Genomic DNA, 25,300 nt, shown 5'->3' on the forward strand with positions numbered 1-25,300 from the left:
TCCGGTGTGTCCGTGCTCAGGGCCGGGCGGGCTTCGCCGGGGTGTCGGTGCTCAGGGCCGGGCGGGCTTCGCCGGGGTGTCCGTACGGTCCCGCCAGGGCAGTTCCGCGGTGACCGTGGTGGGCCCGCCCACCGGGGAGTCCAGGACGAACAGCCCGTCCACGGCCCCCAGGCGTTCCGCCAGTCCCGACATGCCGGTACCGCCGTCCAGCCGGGCACCGCCCGCCCCGTCGTCGCTGACCTGGATCAGCAGCCGGTCACCGGAGCGCCACACCTCGACCGACGCCTGACGGGCCCGGGAGTGCTTGCTGACGTTCTGGAGCAGCTCGGACACGGTGAAGTAGGCGATCCCCTCGATCGCCTCCGCCGGGCGGGCGGACAGCCCGACCTCGACGGTGACGGGGACGGTGCAGCGGGAGGCGATGGCGGAGAGTGCGGCGTCGAGGCCGCGGTCGGTGAGGACGGCGGGGTGGATGCCCCGGGCGAGGTCGCGGAGTTCCTGGAGGGCGACTTTGACCTCGCCGTGGGCTTCGTCGACCATGCGGGCGGCGGCTTCGGGGTCGGCGGTGAGTTTTTCCTTGGCGAGTCCGAGGTCCATGGCGAGGGCGACGAGGCGGGCCTGTGCTCCGTCGTGGAGGTCGCGTTCGATGCGGCGGAGGTCGGCGGCGGCGGTGTCCACCACCACACCCCGGTCCGACTCCAGCTCGGCGATGCGCCGCTCCAGCTCGTCGGAGGGCGAGAGCAGCCCCCGCACCATCGCCCGGTCCGCGTTCGCCATCCCACGCGCGATGTAGGGGAGGACCGGCCAGAGGACGAACAGGCCCACCAGCACCACCGTGAACGTCACCACCCCCCAGGGCAGCCGGATGAACGCGTACAGCAACGCCCGCCAGCCGACCGGGTCCTTGAGCTGGGACCACAGCCAGGAGAAGAAGCCCCGGTCCTGGCGGCCGAGTCGCATCGGGCTCGGCTCGTCGATCCGCACCCCCAGCATCGCGCGGGCCCGGCTCCGCTCCATCCGGCCGAAGCCGCGCGCACCACGCAGCCCCAGCGCGAGCAGCGGCAGGCCGATCACCGTGACGGACAGCCCCGTGCCCACCCCGATCAGGAACACCGCATAGACGAACCCGGCGATCGCCGTCGGGAGGTTGACGAGCAGATACGCGATCTCCTTCCACGTCCACCGGTCGAAGGCGAGGCGCGCGGGCGGCGGCCGGTCGGTGTCGGGCGGAGGAGGGCTCATGGTCATGGGACCAGCCTGCCGGGCCGCACGCCCGCACGCCATGGGGTACGTGGGGGGCGCGCGGTAGGGATAACCCCACCCCGGCCCCGTCCCGTACCCGCCCCACCAGGGGCGACCGCCGAACCGCCCGTGGCGCGCGGCGTGGTGGCCCCGGCGTGCGACGCCTGCCGGTAACCCCTCCCCCCGCCGGCCGGTGCTCCCGTACGGCGGCCGGCGGACTTCCGGGGCCGTGCGGCCGGAGGCCGGTACCGGCGGCCGGGGCCGCACCGGACCGGACCAACCACCCCGAAGCGAAACGGGGGTGGTGGGCAGGGCCTAGACTCCCGTGCGTACGGAGCGTCGAACAGGGTGAGGGAGCGAGGGGCGGACGTGGCGGACGTGCCGGAACCGACCGTTCTCGCGTCGGACTACTTCCAGAGCTACGCGGTGGTCGGACTGCTCGCCGTGGTCGGCGTGCTGTTCGTCGCCGTCGCCTTCGGCGCCGGCCGGCTGCTGCGGCCGGTGGTCCCGACGCCGGAGAAACTGCTCACCTACGAATGTGGCGTGGACCCCGTGGGGGAGGGCTGGGCCCACACCCAGGTCCGCTACTACGTCTACGCCTTCCTGTACGTGATCTTCGCCGTCGACTCCATCTTCCTGTTCCCCTGGGCCACCGTGTTCGCGGCGCCCGGATACGGGGCGACGACGCTGGTGGAGATGTTCATCTTCCTCGGTTTCCTGGCCGTGGGACTGCTCTACGCATGGAAGAAGGGCGTCCTCGCATGGGCGTGACGAGCCGGCCGGACCCGCAACCCCCCGTTCCGCTGCCCGACCCGACGCTGCCGCCCGAGCCGAAGAAGCTCGGCGTGCTCTCCCGGCTCGCGCCCGAACCGATGAAGGTCGTCCTCAACTGGGGCCGCCGCTACAGCCTCTGGGTCTTCAACTTCGGACTCGCCTGCTGCGCCATCGAGTTCATCGCGGCCTCCATGTCCCGGCACGACTTCATGCGCATGGGTGTCATCCCGTTCGCACCCGGCCCCCGGCAGGCCGACCTGATGGTCGTCTCCGGCACGGTGACGGACAAGATGGCCCCGGCCGTGAAGCGGCTGTACGAGCAGATGCCCGAACCCAAGTACGTCATCTCCTTCGGCGCCTGCTCCAACTGCGGTGGCCCCTACTGGGATTCGTACTCCGTGACCAAGGGCGTCGACCAGATCATCCCGGTCGACGTGTACGTACCGGGCTGCCCGCCCCGGCCGGAGGCGCTGCTCCAGGGCATCCTGAAGCTCCAGGAGAAGATCGCCCGCGAATCGCTCGCCGGGCGGTACGGGACCGGCACCACGCCCCGCCCCTCGGCCGAGGCCCTGCGCAGCGGCCTCGTCGCCGCCCCGAAGGCGCCGGGGGAGGAGAGCGAGCAGTGAGCACCGCCGACGCGTACGACCGGCTGCCGGACGCCGTCACCGACGTCTTCGGCCCGGAGGCCACGGCCGCGTACGCCTACGACCTGCTGACCGTCGACGTCCCCGCCACGGGCTGGACCGCCGCCCTGGAGACGGCCCGGTCCGCCCTGGGCTGCACCTATTTCGACTGGCTGAGCGCGGTGGACGAACCGGGCACCGGCTTCCGTGTCTGCGCCCATGTCGCCGCCCTGGGCGAGGGCACGGTGCGGCGCCTGCTCGTCCGTACGACGGTTCCGCACGAGGCGGCCACCCTGCCGAGCGCCGTGGGCGTCTACGCGGGCGCCGCCTGGCACGAGCGTGAGACCCACGAGATGTTCGGCATCGGCTTCGAGGACCATCCGCATCTGGTCCCGCTGCTGTTGCCGGAGGGCTTCGAGGGGCACCCGCTGCGGAAGGACTTCGTCCTGGCTGCCCGGGTCGCGAAGGCCTGGCCGGGCGCGAAGGAGCCGGGCGAGTCCGAACACGGCGGGCCCAAGCGGCGCACGATGCTGCCGCCGGGTGTGCCCGACCCGAACGAATGGGGGCCGCTGAAGGGGCAGCTCCCGCCCGCGCCCAGCCGTCCGGCCCGAGCGGCCCGCGCGGCGGGCGACCGCCCCGTACGCCGTGCCCGCAGCGCGAGCGAGGGCTCGGCCGCCCAGCGCGCCGCGACGCCGGAGTCCCCGGGCGCGGAGTCCCCGGGCGCGGCTTCCGCTCCGGCACCTGAGGTTTCCGGCGCGGCCGGGGCCACGGATGCGGTGACGCGGGCGCCGGACGGGCCCGAGGCCCCTCGGGCCGCACGTCCGCGCCGTAACCGCAGCGCCTCGCAGGGCTCGGCCAGCCAGACCGCCCCGCCGGCTCCCGCACCCTCCGACGCGGGGACGGAGACGGAGACCGGGGCGGAGACGGAGTCTGGGACGGAGTCCGGGGCGGAGGCCACGCCGCCCGCACCGCCCGTCGAGCCCGCGCCGGGCGACGAGCCCGCACCGCCCGTCGAGCCCGCGCCGGGCGTCGAGCCCGCACCGCCCGTCGAGCCCGCGCCGGGCGACGGTACCGGCGCCGACGCGGAGACCACCGCGTCCCGGCCCACCCGGCAGGCCCGCCCCGCGCGCGGCTCCGACGCCCCCTGGCACCACGCCCGCCCCGCCTTCGACGACACGCCGTCCCCGATGCCGGACGCCCCGGGCCCCACGAAGGCGGACACCGAACCGGGTCCCACGAAGGCAGACACCGATCCGGAACCGCGGCAGCCCGCCGGTGAGGACGGGACCGACGCCGGAGCCGGAACCGACCCCGGAGCCGGAACCGACCCCGGAGCCGACCCTGACACCGGAGCCGGAACCGACAACACCGACGCCGGAGCCGGGACCGAGGCCCCCGAACCCCGAACCGACCGTCCCGCCGGAGGCGATACCGCGTGAACGACGTACTCGACGTCGCCCTCCGGCTCCTCATCGTCTTCGTCGTCTTCCTGGTCGCCCCGCTCGTCGTGGGGCAGACCGAGCACAAGGTGATGGCCCATATGCAGGGCCGCCTGGGCCCCATGTACGCGGGCGGGTTCCACGGCTGGGCGCAGCTCGTCGCGGACGGGGTGAAGTTCGCGCAGAAGGAGGACATCGTCCCGGCCGCGGCCGACCGGCGGGTCTTCCAACTGGCCCCGGCCGTCGCCCTCCTGCCGTACCTCCTCGTGCTCGTCGCCATCCCGGTCGGCCCCGGTGACGGAGCCGTCGGCCAGGTCGTGGACGCGGGCATCTTCTTCGTGCTCGCCGTCATGGGCATCGGCGTACTCGGCTCGCTGATGGCGGGCTGGGCATCGGCCAACAAGTACTCCCTGCTCGGCGGTCTGCGCACCGCAGCGCAACTCCTCGCGTACGAACTGCCCATGCTGCTCGCGGCGGCGTCCGTGGCGATGGCGGCGGGCACGGTCTCGCTGACCGGCATCCTGGACGCCTTCGAGTGGTGGTGGCTGCCCTGGCAGATCATCGGCGCGCTCGTCTTCTTCGTGGCGGGCCTCGCCGAACTCCAGCGGCCGCCCTTCGACATGCCGGTCGCCGACTCCGAGATCATCTTCGGGGCGTACACCGAGTACACGGGGCTGCGGTTCGCCCTGTTCCTGCTCTCCGAATACGCCGGGATCGTCGTCCTGTGCGGCCTGACCACCGTCCTCTTCCTAGGCGGTTGGCACGGCCCGTTCGGCGCCGACGGCCTCGGCTGGGTCTGGACGCTCCTCAAGGCCGCCGTGCTCGCGTTCGTCGTCATCTGGCTGCGTGTGACCTATCCCCGGCTGCGCGAGGACCAGTTGCAGAAGCTCGCCTGGACCACGCTCATCCCCCTCGCCCTCGCGCAGATCGCGCTCACCGGCATCGTGAAGGTGGCGATCAACTAGTGCCCCCGATCCCCGGCTCAGGCCTGGCCAAGGGTCTGGCCGTGACCCTGCGGACCATGACGAAGCGCACGGTCACCGCCCAGTACCCCGACGTCCAGCCCGAGCTGCCGCCCCGCACCCGCGGGGTCATCGGACTGTTCGAGGAGAACTGCACCGTCTGCATGCTCTGCGCCCGCGAGTGCCCCGACTGGTGCATCTACATCGACTCCCACAAGGAGACCGTGCCCCCGGCGGCCCCCGGTGGCCGTGAGCGCAGCCGCAACGTGCTGGACCGCTTCGCGATCGACTTCGCCCTCTGCATGTACTGCGGTATCTGCATCGAGGTGTGCCCCTTCGACGCGTTGTTCTGGTCACCGGAGTTCGAGTACGCGGAGACGGACATCCACGAGCTCACCCACGAGCGCGACAAGCTCCGCGAGTGGATGTGGACCGTGCCGGAACCGCCCGCGCTCGACCCGGGGAGCGAGGAACCCAAGGAGTTCGCCGCCGCCCGCAAGACGGCCGACAAACTCCGGGCCGCGGAAGAGGCGGAGGCCCAGCGGGCCGCCGAAGAGGCCGAAGCGCGCCAGGCCGCCGAGGCCCAACAGGCCGCCGGAGCCCAACGACCCGTCGAGGACCAGGCCGCCGAAGGCCGACGCGCCGGCGAGGACCAGACCCCCGAAGGCCGACGGGCCGACGAGGACCAGACCCCCGAAGGCCGCCAGGCCGACGAGGACCAGGGCGGCGAGGGCCGACCGGGGCCCGGTTCGGACCGAGGGGGCCAGCCGTGAACCTCGCAGCGGCCGCCGGACATCCCGGCTTCCTCTCTCCGACCGGGGTCGAGATCGCCTTCCTCCTGGTCGGCATCGCCACCCTCGGCGCGGCGGTCATCACCGTCACGACCAAGCAGCTCGTGCACGCGGCCCTCTGGCTCGTGGTGGCACTCGGTGGTCTGGCCGTCGAGTACCTCCTGCTCACGGCCGAGTTCATCGCCTGGGTGCAGGTGCTGATCTACGTCGGCTCCATCGTCGTCCTCCTCCTCTTCGGACTCATGCTCACCCGGGCGCCCATAGGCCGATCCCCGGACGCCGACTCCGGCAACCGATGGGTCGCCCTCGGCGTGGCCGCCACCTCGGCCGCCGCCCTCGTCTGGGTCGTCGTGGACGCCTTCCGGGCGACCTGGATCGACCTGGACGGCCCGGCCCAGGGCTCCACGGACGTGACCGGCGCCTTCCTCTTCCAGCACTGGGTGCTGCCCTTCGAAGCGCTCTCGGTCCTGCTGCTCGCCGCCCTCGTCGGCGCGATCGTCCTCTCCCGCAAGAACGTCAGGGACGCCGCCCCCACGACCCGTCGGCCCGCCCCCCGCCGGACCACGACCGGAGACGACCCCGGGACCCGGAACGACGACGCGACCCGCAACGACGACGCGACCAGCAACGACGACGTGACCCGAGAGGACAAGCGCTGATGCACCTCGCCTATCCCGCCGTGCTCGCCGCCCTCCTCTTCTGCACCGGGCTGTACGGCGTCCTCGCCCGCCGCAACACGATCCTCGTCCTGATGTCCGTCGAGCTGATGCTCAACGCCGTCAACCTCAACCTGGTCGCCTTCGACGTCTGGCTCCGCGACACCCTCCACTCCGGTCAGGCGCTCACCCTCTTCACCATCGCCGTCGCCGCCGCCGAGATCGGCATCGGCCTCGCCATCGTCCTGGCCGTCCACCGCAACCGCGGCACCTCCGACGTCGACCGTCTTCGCGACACCGCCGAGACCGACGACGCCGAAGCGCTCCCGGACGACGCGGACGCCGACGACGCCACGGACGGCGCCCGCGCCACCGCAGACCAGGCCACTGCTCCGGCAGGGAAGGCACAGAAGGCAGAGGCCACCGCGTGACCACCACGACCCTCGCCGTCCTTGTCCCCCTCCTCCCCTTCCTGGGCGCCGCGGCCGGTCTCCTCCTCGGACGGACCGCCCCCGGCTTCGTACGGCCCCTCGCCGTCCTGCCGCCGCTGGCCGCGCTGGTCCTCGCGGCCGTCGTCGCCGCGCGGCAGGGCGGCGGCCGGGCCATCGACGCGGCCACCCAGCTCACCCCGACCGGCTCCGTCCCGATCGACCTCGCCCTGCACCTCGACGGCTTCGCCGTCCTCGTCGCCGTCCTCGTCGCCCTCGTCGCCACCTGCGTACAGATCTACTCGACGGCGTATCTCAAGGACGACGTCCGCTACCCCTCCTACGCGGCCCTCGTCTCCCTCTTCACCTCCGCGATGCTGCTCGTCGTCTACTCCGGCGACCTGATGGTGCTCCTGGTCGGCTGGGAGATCATGGGCATCTGCTCGTACTTCCTGGTCGGCCACTACTGGGAGACGCCCGAGGCACGGGCTGCGTCCCTCAAGGCCTTCCTCGTCACCAAGCTCGGTGACGTGCCGTTCCTCATCGGCCTGTTCGCCCTCGCCGCTGACACCGGCAGCTTCCGGATCACCAAGATCCTCGCCGCCGTCGCCCACGGCGGACTCGACCACCCCACTCTCATCGCCCTGCTGCTTCTCGCGGGCGTCGCCGGGAAGTCCGCCCAGTTCCCGCTGCACACCTGGCTGCCCGACGCGATGGCCGGCCCCACGCCCGTCTCCGCGCTGATCCACGCCGCGACGATGGTCGCCGCCGGCATCTACTTCGTGGCCCGCCTCCTCCCCGTCTTCGCGGCCTCCGCCGCCGCGCTCGTCGTCCTCGCCGTGATGGCCGCCGTCACGATGATCGGGTCCGGACTCGCCGCCCTCGCCCAGGACGACATCAAACGCGTCCTCGCCTACTCGACCATCGGTCAGCTCGGCTACATGTCCGGCGCCCTGGCCGTCGGCGACCGGGGGGCCGCCGTCTTCCACCTCCTCTCCCACGGAGCCTTCAAGGCCGTCCTCTTCCTCGCGGCGGGCGTCGTCATCCACGCGGCCGGCACCAACTCACTCGCCGCCATGTCCCGCATGGGCGGCCTCGCCAAGCGCATCCCCGACGCCTGCTGGACGATGACCGTCGCCCTCCTCGCGCTCGCCGCCATCCCCCCGTTCGCCGGCTTCTTCTCCAAGGAAGCCGTCCTCGTCGCCGCCGAGCACACCGCCTTCGGCGACCGCCACGTCGCCCCGGCCGCCGCCGGCTGGACGGTCCTCGTCGCCGGACTGATCGCCGCCGTCCTCACCGCCGCGTACGCCACCCGCCTCTGGCTCCTGGCCTTCCGCGGCCGCGGCCCCGCGGCCCCCGACCACGGCAGGCAGCCCGCCGCGATGACCTCTGTCCTCTGGATCCTCGCCGTGCCCACGATCGCCTTCGGGCTCGCCGTGGGTGTCCTGGGCGACTGGTTCGACGGACACTCCCTCACCCCCTCCCTGGCGACCGCCGTCCTGTCCACCGGCGTCGGACTCGTCGGCGGACTCGTCACCTACGGGGCCTGGCGCCACACCACCGCGCTCGCCACCCGCCCCCCGGTCGGCGCGGTCGCCGCACACCCGCACGCCGAACCCGCCCTCGTGGAGGCCGAGGCGATCACCTCGCACACCGCCGCCTACGGCACCATCGCGGGCGCCCCCGACCCCACGGACCCCGGACGCCTCCTGCTCGGCCCCCTCCACCGCCACGCGGTCAGCGGCTTCCACCTGGACGCCCTGTACACGGCGGCCTTCGTCCGCCCCGTCCAGGCCGCCGCCCGCCTCGTCCGCTTCCTGGACCGCGAGGTCGTCGACACCTACGTACGCGGCGCGGCCGGCACCGCCCGGGGACTCGGCACCCTGGTACGCCGCGCCCAGACCGGCAACGTGCAGACCTACCTCGGCGCGCTGCTCGGCGGAACCCTTGTCCTGGCGATCGCCGCCGTCGTCTTTGCCAACGTCTACGCCGGGGCGTGAGCCGTGTTCGATATCAGTGCGTCCGTGATGCAGTTCCTTCTGGCGTTCGTCGTCGCCGCACCGCTCCTCGGCGCCGTCGCCGCGCTCCTGCCCGCCCCGCCCGGCCTCAAGGGCAAGAACCCCGACCAGGCCGTGCTCCGCCACGGCGTGACCGTCACCGGTGTCGTCCTCGCCGCCGCCCTCGTGCTCGTCGCGGGCTTCGACCACGACCACCCCTCGACGATGCAGGCGACCACCGACATCAGGTGGATCCCCGCACTGGACGTGCGGATCCACCTCGGCACCGACGGCATCTCGCTCCCCCTTCTCGTCCTCACCGCGCTGCTGACCTTCCTCTGCGCGCTCTACAGCTACTTCAAGCCCCCCGCGGGCCCCTCAGCGAAGGGCTTCGTCGCCCTCGTCCTCGTCCTGGAGTCCGGCACCCTCGCCACCTTCGCCGTCCTCGACCTGATGCTGTTCTTCCTGGCCTTCGAGATGGTCCTCATCCCGATGTACTTCCTCATCGCCCGCTGGGGCGGCGAGGGCAGGCAGCCCGCCGCCTGGAAGTTCGTCCTCTACACCCTGCTCGGCTCCGTCGTCATGCTGCTGGGCCTGCTCCTCGTCGGGCTGAAGAGCGGCACCTTCGACATGGTGGCACTCGCCACTGACAACGGCCGGGGCCTCACCACGTCCGTGCAGGTCATCGCGGTACTGGCGATCGGTGTCGGGCTCGCCGTGAAGACCCCGATGTGGCCGCTGCACAGCTGGCTCCCCGACGCCCACACCGCCGCCCCCACCGTCGGCTCGGTGCTCCTGGCCGGGGTCCTGCTGAAGATGGGCACGTACGGCTTCGTCCGCATCCTCCTCCCCGTCGCCCCGGACGGAATGCGGACCTTCGCCCCCTACCTCGCCGCGTTCGCCGTCGTCGGCATCGTCTACGGATCCCTCGCCTGCCTCGCCCTGGCCCGCCCCGGCGCCAAGGGCGACCTCAAGCGGCTGATCGCGTACTCCTCCGTCGGCCACATGGGCTTCGTCCTCCTCGGCATCGCCACCATGACCCCCACCGGCGTGAACGGCGCCCTCTTCGCCAACATCGCCCACGGCCTCATCACCGGCCTGCTGTTCTTCCTGGTCGGCGCCGTCAAGGACCGCTACGGAACGGCCGACCTCGACACCCTCTCCGGCGCCACCGGCGCCGCGCTCTACGGCCGCGCCCCACGCCTCGGCGGCCTCCTCGCCTTCGCCGCCGTCGCCTCGCTCGGGCTTCCCGGACTCGCCGGGTTCTGGGGCGAGATGCTCACGCTCTTCGGCGCCTTCGACCCCGCCGAAGGGCTCAGCCGTCCCGCCTTCCTCACCTTCATGTCCATCGGCGCCTTCGGGACCCTGCTCACCGCCGCGTACCTGCTGATCGTCGTACGCCGCGTCTGCATGGGCGACCCCCGCGCCACCCCCGGCGACAAGGCCGAAGGCCTGTCCACCGGTCACGGGACCGGCGGCCTCCCGCAGCCGGTCGCCGACGTCCGGGGCTACGAGTTCGCCGCCTGGACCCCGCTCGCCGCCCTCACCGTCCTCGCCGGACTCTGGCCCGCCGTCCTCCTCGGCCTCACCGACCCGGCCGTGCAGAAGCTCCTCGCAGGAGGCAAGTCGTGATCGTGGCAGCCGGCAGCGCAACCGGGGCGGCGAGCCTCGTCCAGTCCGTCGACTGGCTCGCGATCGCGCCCCCCGTCGTCGTCGCGGTGGCCGCCCTCGCGGTGCTCGTCGCCGACCTCTTCGCCGACGAACGGCGCAAGCCGCTCCTCGGCCACGTGACCGTCGCCGCGCTCGTCGTCGCCCTCGCCTTCCTCGTACCGCTGCGCGCCGGCGACCGCTCCACCTTCTGCCTCACCGGCGACGTCCAGGCGTGCGGTTACACCGCCGACCACTTCGCCCTCGTCATCCAGGCCCTCGTGCTCGGCGGAGCGCTCCTCACCGCCCTGCTCTCCCTCGGCGACACCCGCAGGCTGCCGGCGGGGGAGTTCTGGTTCCTCCTGCTGGCCTCCGCCGCCGGGGCCACCCTCCTGCCCGCCGCCCGCGACCTCGCCACCCTCGTCGTCGCCCTCGAAGTGGCCTCGCTGCCCGCCTTCGCCCTCGTCGGCATCAAACGCGGCGACCGGCGCTCCTCCGAGGCGGCCCTGAAGTTCTTCCTCTCCTCGGTGGTCTCCACCGCCGTCATGCTCCTGGGCGTCAGCTTCGTCTACGCCACCACCGGCACCATGCACCTCACCGAGATCGCCGGCCGCCTCGACGACGTACCGGAACAGCTCGGCACCCTCGCCGGAGCGGGCGTCGTGCTGACCCTGGTCGGGTTCGCCTTCAAGACGGCCGCGGCCCCCTTCCACTTCTGGGTCCCCGACACCTACGTCGGCGCGCCGCTGCCCATCGCCGCCTACCTCTCGGTCGTCGGCAAGGCGGTCGGCTTCTCCGGGCTGATCCTGGTCACCGTGGTCGGCTTCCCCTCGTACGCCGACGTCTGGGGCCCCGCGCTCGCCGTCCTCGCCGCCCTCACCATGACGGTCGGCAACGTCGCGGCCCTCCGGCAGAGCCCCACCCGCGCGCGCGGCGCCGTACGCCTCCTGGCCTGGTCGTCCGTGGGGCAGGCCGGATACCTCCTCGTCCCGATCGCCGCCGCCGCGTACTCCAGCGACGAGCAGATCGGCTCGACCGTCGCCTACGCCCTCATGTACGCCGTCGTGAACCTCGGCGCCTTCTCCGTGGCCGCCCTCGTCGCCCGGACCCGCCCCGGCAACCGCCTCGACGACTACCGGGGCCTCTACGCCACCCGGCCCCTGGCCGCCCTCACCCTGGCCTTCTTCCTGCTCTGCCTGGCCGGTCTGCCGCCCGGGATCATCGGGCTCTTCGCCAAGGTCACCGTCTTCTCGGCGGCCGTCGACGCCGGACTCGGCTGGCTCGCCGTCGTCATGGCCGTCAACGTGGTGATCGCGTTGTACTACTACCTTCGGTGGACGGCCGATCTCTTCCGCTCCCCGGAGCCCGCGACCGGCGACGAACAGCCCGCAGCGCCCCGCCCGCACCGGGTCCCGGCGCCGCTCACCACGGCGATCGCCCTCACCGCCGTCGCCGGGGTGGCACTCTCCGGAGCACCCCAGCTCGTCCTGCGCTTCGCCGCCGTCAGCCTCTTCTGAGCGCCCTGGACGGGTTTGCCCCCCGCCCCACGCACAGGGCATGGTTCTGGCTGCACGTCGTCACCTGAAGAGACCACAGAGGAGCCGGAGCGGTGCTGAACGGGTTCAAGGACTTCATCCTGCGCGGAAACGTCATCTCCATGGCCATCGGCCTCGCCGTGGGAGCCGCGTTCACCGCCGTCGTCACCGGCTTCAGCAACGCCTTCATCGTGCCGTTGATCGGGCTCTTCACCCGGGGCACCGGCGACTTCAGCAAGGCCACCTTCACCCTCGACGGCGTGGAGTTCCCCTACGGCCTGTTCATCAGTGCCGCCATCGCCTTCCTCATCACCGCCGCGGTGCTCTACTTCCTCGTCGTGGTGCCCATGGCCAAGGTCCAGAACCGCTTCACGGCCAAGGAGGAGGAGAAGGAGGCCGACATCAAGGCGGCCCTGCGGGACTGCCCCTTCTGCTACACGGAGATCCCCGCCATCGCCTCCCGGTGCGCCCACTGCACCAGCGAGGTCGAGCCGGACAGCGAAGCCCGTGCCCTGGCGGGCCTGCCCACGCAGCCCGTCAGGCGCTGACCGGGGGGACGGCGCGCGGGGGGCGCACCACTCGCACGGCCCAGGGGCGGATCCGGCCGGATCCGCCCCTTCGCCGTGCCCCCGGGCGCCCGCCCGGCACAAGGGAACTAGCTCCCGCCGCCTCGCGTTGACCAGTACGGGAGGCTCCACTGGGGGAGTGGAGCACCACCGAGCAAGGGTTCCCCTGCTGCACCACTTGGAGGGCGTACCGTGCACCGCCGGCACAACGGGCTGAAAACCGCTGTACTTCTCGGGGGCCTGTCCGCCCTCATCATCGTCATCGGCAGCGTCTTCGGACGCACCGGTCTGATCGTGGCCCTGTTCGTCGCGGTCGGCACCAACGCCTACGCGTACTGGAACAGCGACAAGCTCGCGCTCAGGGCCATGCGGGCCCGCCCCGTGAGCGAGTTCCAGGCCCCCCAGCTGTACCGCATCGTCCGCGAGCTCTCGACCGCGGCCCGCCAGCCCATGCCCCGGCTCTACATCTCCCCGACGCAGGCGCCCAACGCCTTCGCCACCGGCCGTAACCCGCGCAACGCCGCCGTGTGCTGCACCGAAGGCATCCTCCAGATCCTCGACGAGCGCGAGCTGCGCGGGGTCCTGGGACACGAGCTCAGCCACGTCTACAACCGCGACATCCTCATCTCGTCCGTGGCCGGCGCCCTCGCCTCCGTCGTGATGTTCCTGGTGAACTTCGCGTGGCTCATCCCGGTGGGCCGGTCCAACGACGACGAGGGACCCGGCATCGTGGGCATGCTGCTCGTGATGATCCTCGGACCGCTCGCCGCCTCCGTCATCCAGCTCGCGGTCAGCCGTTCCCGCGAGTACGAGGCCGACGCCTCCGGGGCCCAGCTCACCGGCGACCCGCTCGCCCTCGCCGGTGCCCTGCGCAAGCTCGACGCGGGCACCAAGCGGCTTCCGCTCCCGCCCGAGCCGAGGATCGAGACCGCGAGTCACATGATGATCGCGAACCCGTTCCGTCCCGGCCCGGGGCTCTCCAAGATGTTCTCCACCCATCCGCCCATGGCGGAACGCATCGCACGGCTCGAGCAGATGGCAGGCTATCGACCGTGAAGACAATCCTGAACGTCATATGGCTCGTCCTCAGCGGCTTCTGGCTGTTCCTCGGCTACCTCGCCGCAGGCGTCCTCCTGTGCATCACGATCATCGGCATCCCCTTCGGGATCGCGGCGTTCCGCATCGGCGTCTACGCCCTGTGGCCCTTCGGCCACACGGTCGTCGACCGCCGGGACGCGGGCGGCGCGTCACTCATCGGGAACGTCCTCTGGGTGATCCTGGCCGGCTGGTGGCTCGCCCTGGGCCACATCTTCACCGGCATCGCCCTGTGCGTGACGATCATCGGCATCCCGCTGGGCTTCGCCAACTTCAAGATGATCCCGGTCTCCCTGATGCCCTTCGGCAAGGAGATCGTGCCCACCGACCAGCCGTTCGCCACCAGGTAGGACCGCCCACCTGGCAACCGGACCGCCCATCGCACGCGTCTTGGCTTGCAGGACCGAGCGATGGGTAGGTAGGCAACCATGGGCATCATCAGCTGGATCATTCTGGGACTGCTGGCAGGCGCGATAGCCAAGATCTTGCTGCCGGGGCGGGACCCGGGCGGCATCGTGGGCACCACGCTCATCGGCATCGTGGGCGCGTTCCTCGGCGGCTGGCTGTCGTCCCGCTTCCTGGACCGGCCCATCAGCAACGACTTCTACGACACGGCGACCTGGATCGCGGCCATCGCCGGATCGCTGATCCTGCTCATCGTGTACCGGCTGCTCCTCGGCAACTCCCGCGACCGACGCTGACCGGAGCCGCCCACCCCTCACAACCCCGTCTCACGCAACGTCAGGTTCAACCGGCCGGCCCGCATCCCCGACGCGGGACCGGCCGTTCCGCCGAAGACCCGCGTCACCCCGTGGAACGCGTACCGCGACGGGCCGCCGAAGACGAACAGATCGCCCGAGGCCAGCTCCACATCCGTGTACGGCCGCCCCCGGTCACGCGTGTTCCCGAAGCGGAACACACAGGTGTCGCCGAGGCTCAGCGACACCACGGGAGCGTCCGAACGCTCCTCACGGTCCTGGTGCATGCCCATCCGCGCGGCGCCGTCGTAGAAGTTCACCAGCGCGGTGTCCGGCGCGTACGCCTCGGCCGCCGCCGGGTCCCCGTACGCCTCGGCCACCGCGGACCGCCCCCAGGCGGCCAGCCACTCCGGGAAGGCCGCGACCCGCGCCCCGTTCACGTCGTCGGCCGTACGCGTGTAGCGGTACGGCTGCCAGTGCCACCCCAGGCAGACCGTCCGCACCGACATCACCCCGCCCCCGGGCAGCACGGTGTTCCGCAACGGCACGGGCCCCCGCGCCCACTCCCGACAGGCCTCCACCAGCTCCCGTTGGCGCTCCGGGGGCAGCCACCCGGGCACATGGACCGCCCCGGGGGCGACGACGCTCCGGGGGCGCGGGAACAGGGCGTCGGGCGGGTCCGGGGCGTCGTGTGCGAGGCCCTTGGACGGGCCCGGGGCACCGCGCCCGAAGCCGTCGGATGGGCCCGGAGCACCGTGTCCGAGGCCGTCGGGCGGGCCCGAGACGTCGCGTCCGAGGCCGTTGGACGGGCCCGGGGCACCGCGCCCGAAGCCGTCGGGCGGGCCGTCGTGTCCACCGTTCTTCGGCCCGGCCATCTCAGCCCCGTACCGCCAGGGCGCCCTCCAGCCCCAGCAGCCGTTCCTTGCGCTCCACGCCGCCCGCGTAGCCCCGTAGCGACCCGTCCGCGCCGATCACCCGGTGGCACGGCCGCACGACCAGCAGCGGGTTGCGCCCGATCGCGGTGCCCACGGCCCGCACCCCGGCGCCCGTGGCACCCACCCGCGCGGCGATCTGCCCGTACGAGACGGTCTCCCCGTACGGAACGGTGTCCAGGGCCGCCCAGACCCGCCGCTGGAACTCCGTGCCCGAGCCGTCCGCGTACGCGATGTCGAAACGCGTCAGACGGCCCTCGAAGTACGCCGCCAACTGCCTCTCGACACCGGCGAACGCCTCCGGGGCGTACCGCCAGCCGTCCCCGACGACCGCGGCCCCCTTCTGGCCCGGCAGCGACAACGAGGCCAGCGCCACCCCGCTGCCGGCCCGCTCCTCACCGGCGAGCAGCAGCTCGCCCAGCGGACTGCCGACCCTCGCGTACAGCGTGGTCATCATCCGTCACCCTCTCCACTCCTCCGGCCGCGTCCGGTGCGTACGGTCCGTTCTCGGAAGCGTCCGGTAGGCACGATCCTGTCTCCCGGGACGCGTCCGGTAAGCACGATCCTGTCTCCCGGAACGCGCCCTCGTACCTACGAGTCTGCGGCCCGCGTCCGCGCCGCACCGGCGGAATTCGGACATCATGCACGGAGACGGGCGGCACACCTCGAACCAGTGAGCCCCGCGTACGGACGGCGGGGCGGCCCGCAGGACGGAAGCGTCTGGTGGGCCCACCCCGCCCCGACACGAAGGCGGGACGGGGCGTACTCCTCGGCACGCCCCGCCCCGCCTTCACCCGCTGCACACGGCAGCGGACCACCTACCGGTAGTTGACGAACTGCACCGCGAAGTCCAGGTCCTTCTCCTTCAGCAGCGCCTGGACGGTCTGGAGGTCGTCCCGGCTCTTCGAGCTGACCCGCAGCTCCTCGCCCTGGACCTGCGCCTTGACGCCCTTCGGGCCCTCATCGCGGATGATCTTCGCCACCTTCTTGGCGTTCTCCTGGGAGATGCCCTCCTCGATCGTCGCGAAGATCTTGTACTCCTTGCCGGACAGCTGCGGCTCGCCCGCGTCCAGCGACTTCAGGGAGATCCCGCGCTTGACCAGCTTGGACTGGAAGATGTCGAGGATCGCCTTGACCCGCTCCTCGCCGTTCGCCTCCATGAGGATCTTCTCGCCGGACCACGAGATCGAGGCGCCCGTGCCCTTGAAGTCGTAGCGCTGGGAGATCTCCTTGGCGGCCTGGTTGAGGGCGTTGTCGACCTCCTGCCGCTCGACCTTCGAGACGATGTCGAAACTGGAGTCGGCCATGACGTGTGGCTCCTTGCGTCGTATGCGTTGGGTACGGCACAAAGCCTAGCCATCCCCGCCCGCCCCGAGCACTGATCAATCCGGTGGCGGAGCACCCCTGGGCATCAGGTATCGTTTACGTCGTCGCCAAGGAGCCCCCGAACAGGATTCCGACGCGTCGTTCCAGGCGGTGTGCCCGAGTGGCCAAAGGGAGCAGACTGTAAATCTGCCGGCTCAGCCTTCCCAGGTTCGAATCCTGGCGCCGCCACAGGACGGGAAACCCCGTCCGATCTGCTTCACCGCAGGTCGGACGGGGTTTCTGCGTGTGTGCAAGTGTGACGAGGGGCCGCGCTGATCGGCCCGCGTTTCTCGCCTTGTCTCACCTGAATCCACCCTTGATCGGCTTGTGTGGGGCAGGCGTGGGGCACGTTCGGCGGCTACCGACCGCTCGCAGCGTCGCTTCGATCAGGGCGTTCGCTGTCGCCGCAGCACCGTCCAGACACTTGGCGCAGACGCGGAACAGTACGGCCACGCTGTGGCCGGCGCGCTGAGCGACCACCTGAGACTCCACACCGGAGCTGAGCCAGGTCAAGACTGTCGCGTGATGCAGGTCACGCGGCCGCTTAGCCAGGGCCGAACTCCCGCTGGGCAGGCGTCAGGGCTCGCGTGCGGGCTCTGACGCCTGCCCATACCTTGTCGTGACAGGTGTCCTGGATCGGCCCACTACGCTGCTTACGGAGGAATCGCCCGTCTGGGGCCACTCAGTGGGTGACCACGTGCCATCGGAGCAGGGTGCCTAGCGCTGTGACCGGGAGGGTTTACCGGGGCGACGGGGTCCAGCCAGCGGGAAGCATGTAGTGCCAGCCCGGGCGCCAGGCGGGTGGGGCTTCGACGAGGTCTTCCAACGAGGCGCCGGCGAGCAGGCAGTCCAGGGCCCATCGGTTGGCCGAGTGGGCGATCACCAGGATCCGGCCGCCGTCCCAGCGCGTGGCCAGGTCGTACAGAAACACGGCGGTGACTGCGAGGACCTGGCGGTAGCTCTGACCGCCGGGGAAAGGTTCGTCGATGCGGTGAGCCCGCTGGGCGGCAATGCGGGCGACAGGGGTCCCGTTGAGGTCCCCGTAGTTGCACTCGCGCAGTCGGGTGTCCTGGCGGATCGAGGGCGTGCCGTCGGGGAACGCGATCCGGGCCGTCTCCACAGCTCGGTGGAGGTCGGAGGTGAACACCGCGGCAAAGTCGCCAGCGCGTCGGCGTTCGCCGAGTTCCGCGGCCTGACAGCGGCCGAGTTCCGAGAGCTTGCCGGGGAGCCAGCCGGTGGCGATGCCCGCCTCGTTGTCGGTGGTGGTGGCGTGCGTCTCGTAGACGATCTCTACTGCCATCGCGGGTCTCCTGCTTGCCGGGGCGGGTCAGGCTGCTTCGGTGAGTGGTCGGCCTCCCCAGCGCAGGTCCTTCTCGCTGCGGATGCGCGCTCGTTCGCGGCGTTGGGCGGGGAGGACTTCGAGGTGGGGGGGCGTTGGTGTTGTGCCAGCGCGGGTAGGCGTGCAGGGCCCGGGTCTGGACGGTGTGGTTGCGGTGGTTCGAGTTGGCGATGGTGAACTGTCGCAGCGGCCCGAAGTGGGCCTTGATCGGGTTCGCCCACGAGGCATAGATCGGGGTGAAGCACAGCTCGACCCGGTGCTTCCTCGCCCAGCTCCGGATCTTCTCGCCCTTGTGGGCGGACAGGTTGTCCATGATCGCGTAGATCGGGGCGCCGTCGGGGCGGGCGGCCCGGATGGACTTCAGCACGGCCAGGGTGTTCGCCGCGCCCTTCTTGCGGCGGTTGACGCCCCACAGGGTGTCGTCGCCGATCGAGTAGCAGCCGTGGAAGTACCGGATCCCGTGGGTGCGGTGGCAGGTCGCGGGGTGCCGCTCGGGGTGGCCGCCGGGGGCCCAGCCCGAGCCGCCGGTGGGTCGGATGCCGAGGGGGCCGGACTCGTCGAAGGCGAAGACCCGGTCGGGGAAGCGTTCCAGGACCTCCTCGATCCGGTCCAGCTTCGTGTCACGGTCGGGGTCCGGTGACTCCTTCCTTCTTGGCGTGTTGGAAGGTGACGCCGCGTCGGGCGCGCAGCCTGCGTAAGGCCTCGCGTCCGATGCGGATGACCCGGCCGTGGACTTTGCGCAGGTAAGCGGCCTGTTTGCGGATCGACCAGCGGGTGAAGGGCTGGCCGAGCTTGGTCGGTCGAGTGGTGGCCGTCTTGATGACGAAGTCCTCGTCGTCAGGACTGAGCAGGCGGGGACGGCCTCCCGCCCACCGAGGGTCCAGGCAGGCCAGGCCGATCTCGTTGAACCGGTGGATCACTTCGCGGACGGTATCCTCGTCGGCCTGCACCAGCTGGGGGATCACCGGGACCCGATTCCCGCCAGCCGAGGCCAGCAGCAGCATCGCGCGCCGGTAGCGCATGGCACTGGTGCTGCCCCGGCGCACAACCTGCTGCAGTTTCTGTCCCTCTTGATCGGTCAGTCTGCGCACACGGACAGGCTCAGCCACCGCACCCCCAGCGGTCGGATCGGACGTCACCACACATCCAACCGCCCCGACCACCAACCCGGCGAACCTATGCGGTCACAGCACTAGACAGATGTTGCTCCGCACCATGAACAGGCAGACTGGCGCAGGCATACGTGCTCTGTGAGGCCTCGCGGCCCCGACTCGGTCTTGACCTGGTGCGGGATGCTCAATGCACGGTCGGCCAAGCGGGTTCGGTCAGGCTCCGGGCATGGCTATATGCCACTGAGGCAGAGATGTGCGCTCATGCCGGCATGCCAGATGCTTGCCACCGCGCGTTGGAGGCCGCACTATCCAGCATCCCGTCCGGGTCCGAGGAGCGAGATCCGGATCTGCGGAGCATCTTTTTGAATGGAGTTCATCTCGCGCGGTGGCGGGGCAACGTATTGGCCTGCTCGGAGACAGCAGCGAGGCGGTCACTAGCCTGTATGGGGCGCTGGAAGAAATGGACCCGACCTTCGTGCGGGCCAGGGCTGGAATGCACGCCGACCTGGCGCAGGCGCACCTCACCGGTGCCGAGTACGGCGACGCGCAGACTCACCTGCGACAGGCCCGTCTGCTGGCGAGCCGCACCGGTTCGGTGCGGCAACGCCGTCGCGTCGACATGCTCAGCGTGAGGTTGTAGCGCCTCGCCTGGACCGAGTGGCCAGGATATGCAGCAGGGCAACGAGGGTGCCGGACCCCATCAGCTCACCACGGGCCATGAGCCCCAGGACGTCGGCTGGTGGGGTCCATTCGATATGCCCAGCCTCTTCGAGGTCGGACGGGTCGTTCTGCTCCATGGCCCACGAAGATTTCATGGGGCGAGTCGACCATGCCAACCATGGGCTGATAGGTCATAACGTGTTCCAGCGAATTCGGCCGCCAGCCAGTGTCTTCGATGACTTCCCTTACGGCCGTGTCCGCCGGCTTTTCGTCAGCATCGACGATGCCGCCTGGTAGCTCCCCCCCGAACTGTTGAGGGACGAAGCGATATCGCCAGATCATGAGAACGCGATCCTGGTCGTCCAGTGCGGCTGTGATGGCTACGTGGTGAAGCCTTACCACGTGATGCTCGAAGGGTTGCACGCCGGGCGGTTCCACGTTCCAGAGTTGCAGCTTTACCCAGCGGTTGTCATAGATGTCGCGCTCACCGTGGATGTGCCAGAGCTCCACCCCTTCCGGGCGCTGGACATTAACTGTGCCGGGGTACCCGGTACGAGCTTCGCCCTCGCACCTCCAATTTACCTTCAGTCACAAGGCGGGCAAGCACCTGGCGCAGTGCCGTGCGGCCGATACCGATTTCTTCCACAAGCGCACGTTCTGAGGGGGAGTTTGTCTCTGGGAGCGAACTCGCGTGACGCGAGCCGGGTGTGAAGTGTTTCGTAGACCTTGGTCGTTTTGGGTCACATTCGCGCAGTACTCTCCATTCTGGCATGGTGCGCACCAGCTTAGCGGACTCCGCTAGCGAACTGAGGTTGTATTGGTGGGGCCCTTTAGGTATGCCTAGTTGCCGCACGTGGGCGATGCGGCCAGGCTGCGGCGTGATAGTGCGAGGCTCATACCTAGCTGTCAGGTGATACTGATCTTCTGCCCTGCAGGTCAATCAGTACATAGCTGCGGTGCTCGCGTCCGCCGGGGGAACGTGCGATTAGGACGTGCACATCCGCTTTCACTTCCTTGTCCGTATGTACTGCCAGGATTCCTGTGACGTCATCCTTCGCAGTTCGGACAACGATAAGGCCCTTTCCGGCAACCTCAAGTTCAATGAACCCGCGCAGCTTGCTGCCGCCGACGAGTAGACCAGTAAGTCGTTCGCTGGCGTCTTCAATTCTCGCGTCTTGCAGCGCCTTCCGGCATCGGGCTGCGCTGGCGGAAGTGAAGGTGGAAGTCCTGTGTGTGGTGGTCTTGGATTCCCATGTAAGGGTCACATTCGTTCCGCTTGATGCCAAGATGTGAGACAAGTCAGATAGCTGCTTAATGGCTCGTCGACCTAGTGGCAAAACGGCATCTAGAATGGCCTCTTCCGCGTCGGATTCCTTACTGGCGCCATCGGTAATATCGAAGAGTCGATTGATGGCTTTATCTAGCAACACTTCTGTTCCGCTTCCAGGGAGTTCGGCCTGCCCTAGATTCGGTGCGCCTTGCAGGACCATGCCATACGAAGAAGCAAACACCGGGCCGGAGAATAGTCGTGTAGCACGCTTGATCTCTCCCGGTACAGGGCCTGCCTCTCGCCGCTGACGCAGGTCGTCGAGAGCATAGGCGACTGATTGAACAGCCGTTTGCAAGGTGTGGAGCCAGTCGCCGAGCACTGAGGCTTCCGCGCGGTGATTGCGCACTGATTTTCCATCCAGTGCGAATTTGAGAACAGGGCGTTCCCTGTCCTGCGGCAATTCGGGAAGGTCGGAATCACCTTGTAGCGTGCGCGCAAGCTTTTTAAGCTGGAGCGATCGAAACTCTGCCAGTGTGCGAGGCGGCGACTTGCGAGGAGTCTCAGTGCGACGTGCTGCCATCCACGCCCGCAAGGCGGCTTTGTCTGCCATGTCAGGGAATCGGTGCTTTGCGGTCATGGTGTCACCTCCACGTACCCTCGGCGTTCCCCGCGGGAGCCGCGAGTACGCTGCCAGATCTCGTCGTAGAGACCCAGAGACTGGAAGACCTCAGCGTCCCCAGCTTCCATCGCGCCAGTGATGCCCAAGTCCTCAAAAGCCACTGTCGCAGGCAGGGGCAGGAAGTACGCGTCGATCCGCATCTCGTGCTTCACGCACCACTCCCGGTCCCCGAGGTTGGCAAGGTTGGCAAGGTCGTCTGCCTCCGTGATTGCCCCGAAAGCGTCGGCGTCAATCAGGTAGGCAAGGTCTACGTCACTGGGGTCCAGTTTGCCGCTTACGAAGCTTCCTGCCAGCCAGATTCGCCTCACCCAGCCGAACAGGCAAACGGACTGCGCATGATGAAACTGCAGCTCATCCCACAGGTCGGAGCGGGTGCCTGACTGCACGAACTCAGGTGCCCGCACCAGCCGACTTTCGACTTCATCCCAGGTCAGGGGGTAGCGTCCCGGCGGCGGGCAGAGGGTGCCAGGGTCGAATGGCGGAAGCGGAGGCATGTAGCTCCAGAGGCGATCGGAGTGACGCCAGCACTCTATGTGACTAGCGGAGGGGCATGAAGGGCCTCTGCTCGGATCGTTGTCGCGCACTGGCGCGCTCGGTATGGGTTGGTACCTCGGGTGGCTTTGCAGAGACGCGACGGTACGTTGCCGCTCTGACACTGGGGTCTCACCAGTCGACGGATGCCGGGTGTCTTCCGCCGCTGAGTGGCGCTGCCGACAGGCCGAGCTCTCAGGCCCTGACGCTCGAACAGGATCGGGGAGTAGGCGGTTGTGGAGCGACACGCTATGTGCCTGCCTGCGGGGTCTCTGTGGGGCAACATGCTCACTCCGGTAACAACGATGCACATTGAGACGTGGATGCCGCGCAGACTGTAAATCTGCCGGCTCAGCCTTCCCAGGTTCGAATCCTGGCGCCGCCACAGGACGGGAAACCCCGTTCGACCTGCTTCAGTGCAGGTCGGGCGGGGTTTCTGCGTGTGTGGGCAGTGCAGCGCGGGCCTACACGGGCACCCCGTGGCTCAGCTCGTCGGTCCGCCGCCGAAGGCCCTCGCGCCCTCGCGGCCCTTGGCCTGGTTCTCCGCGACGTACGGGCGCAGTTCGGCCTCGTACGCCGTGAACGCCGTCCGGTGGTCGTCCGCCGAGGCGGCCAGGTGCCGGGTCAGGGTTCGTGCGCCGATCAACGCCTGCGAGGTGCCCATGCCGCTGGTCGGCGCCGCGCAGTAGCCCGCGTCGCCGACCAGTGCGACGCGGCCGTGCGACCAGCGGTTCAAGCACACCTGGGACGAGGACGAGAAGTAGAGGTCGTCGGCCTCCGTCATCGCGCGCAGCAGGCGCGGGGCCACCCAGCCGCAGTCGGCGAACGCGGTGCGGACCGCGTGTTCCTGCTCCTCGCGCGGGCGGCGGTCCAGGGCGGGTGAGCTGGTGGCGAAGGAGAGGCTGACCGCCATCCGGTCTCCGTCGTGGGGGCCGTACGCGTAGATCGCCCGGCCGTTCCCCTGGTGCAGCACCCCGCTGCGGTCCAGGCCGAGGAAGTCGGCGGTGGTGAAGCCGGCTCCGGACAGGCCCAGGTGTTCCAGGGCGTCGGCGTGCGGGCCGAACGCCAGCTGCCGGACCTTCGAGTACAGCCCGTCCGCGCCGAGCACCATAGCGAACCGGCGGGGCGCCCCGCGCTCGAATTCGACCGTGACTCCGGAGTCGTCCTGGACGAGGGAGCTGATCGAGTCGTCGAAGACGTACTCCACCTCGTCCTCGGTGATCCGGTGCAGGATCCGGGTCAGCTCACGCTTGGGCACCTCCAGTTCGCCGGCGAACACCTCGGCGGGCAGTCGCCCCGTCTCGGCGCCCGTCTCGTCCACGAGGGCGGTGCCGCGCATCTTGGTGTCGTGCGTCCACACCTCGTCCAGCAGGCCCATCTCGTCGAGTACGTCGAAGGCGGCACCGCGGAAGTCCACCGCGTACCCGCTGTCGCGCAACGTCGGTGCACGTTCCACCACCGTCACGTCGTATCCGTCGCGCCGCAGGAAGTGGGCGAGGGCCGGTCCGGCCACGCTCGCCCCGGAGATCAGAACGGTCTTGGAGGTCATGGGAACGACCGTAGCGAGAATTTGACCATATGGTCAATCCGTTTGGTTCAACCGTATGGATGGAACGCATGAATGAACCGCTTGGGCAACTTTTCGGTAGGGTGCGGGCATGGGAAACCGGGAAGACCTGCTCAGAGGCGCCAAGCAATGCCTGGTCGAACGCGGCTGGGCCCGCACCACCGTCCGGGACATCGCCGCCGCGGCCGGGGTCAGTCACGCGGCCATCGGCTATCACTTCGGCTCCCGGGACGCACTGCTGACCCGGGCGCTGGTGGAGGCCGTGGACGAGCTCGGTGACCAGCTCGCCGGCCGGGCGCCGGGGGGAGAGCCCCAGGAGCGCTGGCAGGCCCTGATCGACAGCTTCACCACGCACCGGGCGCTGTGGGTGGCTCAGATCGAGGCCGTGGTGCAGGCGGAGCGGTCGCCCGAGGTACGCGAACACCTCGCCGCCGGACAGCGGGAGGCCAGGGAGGGGCTCGGCGGCTCGGTTCCGCTCGCCCTGCTGAGCGGGCTGATGCTCCAGTGGCTGGTCGACCCGGAGCACGGGCCCTCCGGCGCCGACGTGGTCGCCGGGCTGCCCTCGGCCCTGAACCTCCCGGAGACGGACCACCTGCCGGAGACGGACCGGAGCCCCTGACCGGCCCGGCCGGACAGGGGCTCCTCGTGACGTACGGGTTGTGACGCACGGGTGTGACGTACGGGTACGCGGGCTGCGCGGGTCAGTTCCCGGCGACGTCACGCACCGCGACCGCCACCGGCGTGCTCCCGGAGATCAGCTCCAGGGTCAGGCCCGCCGTCGCCGGAGTGTCCAGCAGCTCCAGCAGGATCGCGGCCACGTCGTCGCGCGGGACCGGGCCCCGGCCCGTCGAGACCGCCAGCAGCACCCGTCCGGTGCCCGCGTCGTTCGTCAGCATCCCGGGGCGCAGGATCGTCCAGTCCAGGTCCGCCCTGGAACGCACGTACGCGTCCGCCTGGCCCTTGGCCCGCTGGTAGACGTCGAAGACCTCGTCGCCGCTGTGGTCGGGGTCGGCGCCCATCGAGGAGACGACGATGTAGCGGCGTACGCCCGCGCGTTCCGCCGCGTCCGCGAAGAGCACCGCCGCGCCCCGGTCCACCGTGTCCTTGCGTTCCGCGCCGCTGTTCGGGCCCGCGCCCGCCGCGAAGACCACCGCGTCGGCGCCGCGCAGGGCCTCCGCGACCTCCTCGACGCCGGCCGATTCGAGGTCGAGGACCAGAGGCTCCGCCCCGGCCTCCTGGAGGTCCCCGCTCTGCTTCGGGTCGCGGATGACGCCCACCGCTTGGTCACCGCGCGCGGCGAGCAACCGCTCCAGCCGCATCGCGATCTGTCCGTGTCCACCTGCAATGACAATGCGCATGTTCCCGACCGTACGCCGGGGCGCGCGTGCCCGC

Annotated in this window: 24 protein-coding genes, 2 tRNA genes and 3 pseudogenes; 18 read left to right on the top strand and 11 right to left on the bottom strand. The window is 70.3% G+C overall.

The window, feature by feature from the left end:
• Positions 1 to 51: 51 nt before the first annotated feature.
• Entirely contained in the window at positions 52 to 1,248 is a 1,197-nt protein-coding gene (locus B9S64_RS19550; protein ID WP_103490620.1) for a sensor histidine kinase, read from the bottom strand.
• 363 nt (positions 1,249 to 1,611) lie between these two features.
• On the opposite strand from B9S64_RS19550, the gene B9S64_RS19555 reads away from it, so the two are divergent.
• The 14 genes from B9S64_RS19555 (at position 1,612) to B9S64_RS19620 (ending at position 14,456) form a co-directional block, all read left to right on the top strand.
• Positions 1,612 to 2,013 (top strand): NADH-quinone oxidoreductase subunit A, encoded by a 402-nt coding sequence (locus B9S64_RS19555; RefSeq protein ID WP_028439297.1) that lies wholly within the window; start codon positions 1,612 to 1,614, stop codon positions 2,011 to 2,013.
• On the top strand, positions 2,004 to 2,642 hold the full coding sequence (locus B9S64_RS19560) for an NADH-quinone oxidoreductase subunit B (protein ID WP_103490621.1): 639 nt from the start codon (positions 2,004 to 2,006) through the stop codon (positions 2,640 to 2,642). The genes B9S64_RS19555 and B9S64_RS19560 overlap by 10 nt, the downstream gene beginning before the upstream one ends.
• Positions 2,639 to 4,078 (top strand): NADH-quinone oxidoreductase subunit C, encoded by a 1,440-nt coding sequence (locus tag B9S64_RS19565; RefSeq protein WP_109492074.1) that lies wholly within the window; start codon positions 2,639 to 2,641, stop codon positions 4,076 to 4,078. Before B9S64_RS19560 ends, B9S64_RS19565 begins: the two co-directional genes overlap by 4 nt.
• A complete protein-coding gene (locus B9S64_RS19570) occupies positions 4,075 to 5,043 on the top strand; it encodes a complex I subunit 1 family protein (protein ID WP_103492037.1) in 969 nt (322 codons plus the stop codon). The genes B9S64_RS19565 and B9S64_RS19570 overlap by 4 nt, the downstream gene beginning before the upstream one ends.
• Positions 5,043 to 5,813, top strand: a complete 771-nt coding sequence (locus B9S64_RS19575; protein WP_103492038.1) for an NADH-quinone oxidoreductase subunit I — start codon at positions 5,043 to 5,045, stop codon at positions 5,811 to 5,813. Before B9S64_RS19570 ends, B9S64_RS19575 begins: the two co-directional genes overlap by 1 nt.
• Entirely contained in the window at positions 5,810 to 6,490 is a 681-nt protein-coding gene (locus tag B9S64_RS19580; protein ID WP_258037913.1) for an NADH-quinone oxidoreductase subunit J, read from the top strand. Before B9S64_RS19575 ends, B9S64_RS19580 begins: the two co-directional genes overlap by 4 nt.
• Positions 6,490 to 6,918: an NADH-quinone oxidoreductase subunit NuoK gene (gene nuoK / locus B9S64_RS19585; protein WP_103492039.1), complete on the top strand. Its 429-nt coding sequence runs from the start codon at positions 6,490 to 6,492 to the stop codon at positions 6,916 to 6,918. Before B9S64_RS19580 ends, nuoK begins: the two co-directional genes overlap by 1 nt.
• A complete protein-coding gene (locus B9S64_RS19590) occupies positions 6,915 to 8,915 on the top strand; it encodes an NADH-quinone oxidoreductase subunit L (protein ID WP_103492040.1) in 2,001 nt (666 codons plus the stop codon). The genes nuoK and B9S64_RS19590 overlap by 4 nt, the downstream gene beginning before the upstream one ends.
• 27 nt (positions 8,916 to 8,942) lie before the next feature.
• Positions 8,943 to 10,544, top strand: coding sequence for a NuoM family protein (locus B9S64_RS19595; protein WP_103492041.1), 1,602 nt, complete (start codon positions 8,943 to 8,945; stop codon positions 10,542 to 10,544).
• Positions 10,541 to 12,076 carry an NADH-quinone oxidoreductase subunit N gene (locus tag B9S64_RS19600; protein ID WP_103492042.1) on the top strand — a complete coding sequence of 512 codons (1,536 nt, stop codon included), beginning with the start codon at positions 10,541 to 10,543 and terminating at the stop codon, positions 12,074 to 12,076. Before B9S64_RS19595 ends, B9S64_RS19600 begins: the two co-directional genes overlap by 4 nt.
• Positions 12,077 to 12,168: 92 nt before the next feature.
• Positions 12,169 to 12,642 (top strand): large conductance mechanosensitive channel protein MscL, encoded by a 474-nt coding sequence (gene mscL, locus B9S64_RS19605; RefSeq protein WP_103492043.1) that lies wholly within the window; start codon positions 12,169 to 12,171, stop codon positions 12,640 to 12,642.
• Between the two features lie 210 nt (positions 12,643 to 12,852).
• Positions 12,853 to 13,716 (top strand): zinc metalloprotease HtpX, encoded by an 864-nt coding sequence (gene htpX / locus B9S64_RS19610; RefSeq protein WP_103492044.1) that lies wholly within the window; start codon positions 12,853 to 12,855, stop codon positions 13,714 to 13,716.
• Positions 13,713 to 14,105, top strand: a complete 393-nt coding sequence (locus tag B9S64_RS19615; protein ID WP_028439286.1) for a YccF domain-containing protein — start codon at positions 13,713 to 13,715, stop codon at positions 14,103 to 14,105. The genes htpX and B9S64_RS19615 overlap by 4 nt, the downstream gene beginning before the upstream one ends.
• Before the next feature lie 78 nt (positions 14,106 to 14,183).
• Positions 14,184 to 14,456, top strand: coding sequence for a GlsB/YeaQ/YmgE family stress response membrane protein (locus B9S64_RS19620; protein ID WP_103492045.1), 273 nt, complete (start codon positions 14,184 to 14,186; stop codon positions 14,454 to 14,456).
• A 17-nt stretch (positions 14,457 to 14,473) separates the two neighbouring features.
• On the opposite strand, the gene B9S64_RS19625 is transcribed toward B9S64_RS19620, so the two are convergent.
• From B9S64_RS19625 to B9S64_RS19635, 3 genes are all read right to left on the bottom strand, one after another.
• Positions 14,474 to 15,118, bottom strand: a complete 645-nt coding sequence (locus tag B9S64_RS19625) for an alpha-ketoglutarate-dependent dioxygenase AlkB (RefSeq protein ID WP_093675328.1) — start codon at positions 15,116 to 15,118, stop codon at positions 14,474 to 14,476.
• A gap of 211 nt (positions 15,119 to 15,329) precedes the next feature.
• The gene (locus B9S64_RS19630; RefSeq protein WP_181012340.1) at positions 15,330 to 15,842 is read right to left on the bottom strand and encodes a methylated-DNA--[protein]-cysteine S-methyltransferase; all 513 of its coding nucleotides are present in this window, start codon (positions 15,840 to 15,842) and stop codon (positions 15,330 to 15,332) included.
• 361 nt (positions 15,843 to 16,203) lie between these two features.
• Positions 16,204 to 16,692 (bottom strand): YajQ family cyclic di-GMP-binding protein, encoded by a 489-nt coding sequence (locus tag B9S64_RS19635; protein WP_028439282.1) that lies wholly within the window; start codon positions 16,690 to 16,692, stop codon positions 16,204 to 16,206.
• 165 nt (positions 16,693 to 16,857) lie between these two features.
• Here B9S64_RS19635 and B9S64_RS19640 point away from each other — a divergent pair.
• Positions 16,858 to 16,939: transfer RNA gene (locus B9S64_RS19640), tRNA-Tyr, on the top strand.
• 550 nt (positions 16,940 to 17,489) lie between these two features.
• On the opposite strand, the gene B9S64_RS19650 is transcribed toward B9S64_RS19640, so the two are convergent.
• Both B9S64_RS19650 and B9S64_RS19655 read right to left on the bottom strand, forming a co-directional pair.
• Complete coding sequence (locus B9S64_RS19650) at positions 17,490 to 18,050, bottom strand: histidine phosphatase family protein (RefSeq protein ID WP_103492046.1); 561 nt, start codon at positions 18,048 to 18,050, stop codon at positions 17,490 to 17,492.
• A 27-nt stretch (positions 18,051 to 18,077) separates the two neighbouring features.
• Positions 18,078 to 19,198 (bottom strand): annotated as a pseudogene (locus tag B9S64_RS19655) (IS630 family transposase).
• Between the two features lie 125 nt (positions 19,199 to 19,323).
• On the opposite strand from B9S64_RS19655, the pseudogene B9S64_RS19660 reads away from it, so the two are divergent.
• A pseudogene (locus B9S64_RS19660) lies at positions 19,324 to 19,841 on the top strand (XRE family transcriptional regulator); the annotation flags it as partial.
• Here B9S64_RS19660 and B9S64_RS19665 read toward each other — a convergent pair.
• The 3 genes and pseudogenes from B9S64_RS19665 to B9S64_RS19670 all read right to left on the bottom strand — a co-directional run.
• Positions 19,825 to 20,601, bottom strand: a pseudogene (locus B9S64_RS19665) (GntR family transcriptional regulator); the annotation flags it as partial. The pseudogenes B9S64_RS19660 and B9S64_RS19665 overlap by 17 nt on opposite strands.
• Positions 20,602 to 20,760: 159 nt before the next feature.
• Complete coding sequence (locus B9S64_RS34195; RefSeq protein WP_146060130.1) at positions 20,761 to 21,768, bottom strand: hypothetical protein; 1,008 nt, start codon at positions 21,766 to 21,768, stop codon at positions 20,761 to 20,763.
• Entirely contained in the window at positions 21,765 to 22,304 is a 540-nt protein-coding gene (locus tag B9S64_RS19670; protein ID WP_374936082.1) for a hypothetical protein, read from the bottom strand. Before B9S64_RS19670 ends, B9S64_RS34195 begins: the two co-directional genes overlap by 4 nt.
• Before the next feature lie 315 nt (positions 22,305 to 22,619).
• Between B9S64_RS19670 and B9S64_RS34555 the strand changes: the two genes are divergently transcribed.
• Positions 22,620 to 22,726: transfer RNA gene (locus B9S64_RS34555), tRNA-OTHER, on the top strand.
• 99 nt (positions 22,727 to 22,825) lie between these two features.
• On the opposite strand, the gene B9S64_RS19675 is transcribed toward B9S64_RS34555, so the two are convergent.
• Complete coding sequence (locus B9S64_RS19675) at positions 22,826 to 23,890, bottom strand: FAD-dependent monooxygenase (protein WP_103492048.1); 1,065 nt, start codon at positions 23,888 to 23,890, stop codon at positions 22,826 to 22,828.
• A 109-nt stretch (positions 23,891 to 23,999) separates the two neighbouring features.
• On the opposite strand from B9S64_RS19675, the gene B9S64_RS19680 reads away from it, so the two are divergent.
• Entirely contained in the window at positions 24,000 to 24,527 is a 528-nt protein-coding gene (locus B9S64_RS19680; protein ID WP_103492049.1) for a TetR/AcrR family transcriptional regulator, read from the top strand.
• An 82-nt stretch (positions 24,528 to 24,609) separates the two neighbouring features.
• Here the strand turns inward: B9S64_RS19680 and B9S64_RS19685 are convergent, their stop codons facing one another.
• On the bottom strand, positions 24,610 to 25,266 hold the full coding sequence (locus B9S64_RS19685) for an SDR family oxidoreductase (protein ID WP_103492050.1): 657 nt from the start codon (positions 25,264 to 25,266) through the stop codon (positions 24,610 to 24,612).
• Positions 25,267 to 25,300: the final 34 nt, after the last annotated feature.

Source organism: Streptomyces sp. SM18 (assembly GCF_002910775.2).
In the GTDB taxonomy this organism is placed as follows: domain Bacteria; phylum Actinomycetota; class Actinomycetes; order Streptomycetales; family Streptomycetaceae; genus Streptomyces; species Streptomyces halstedii.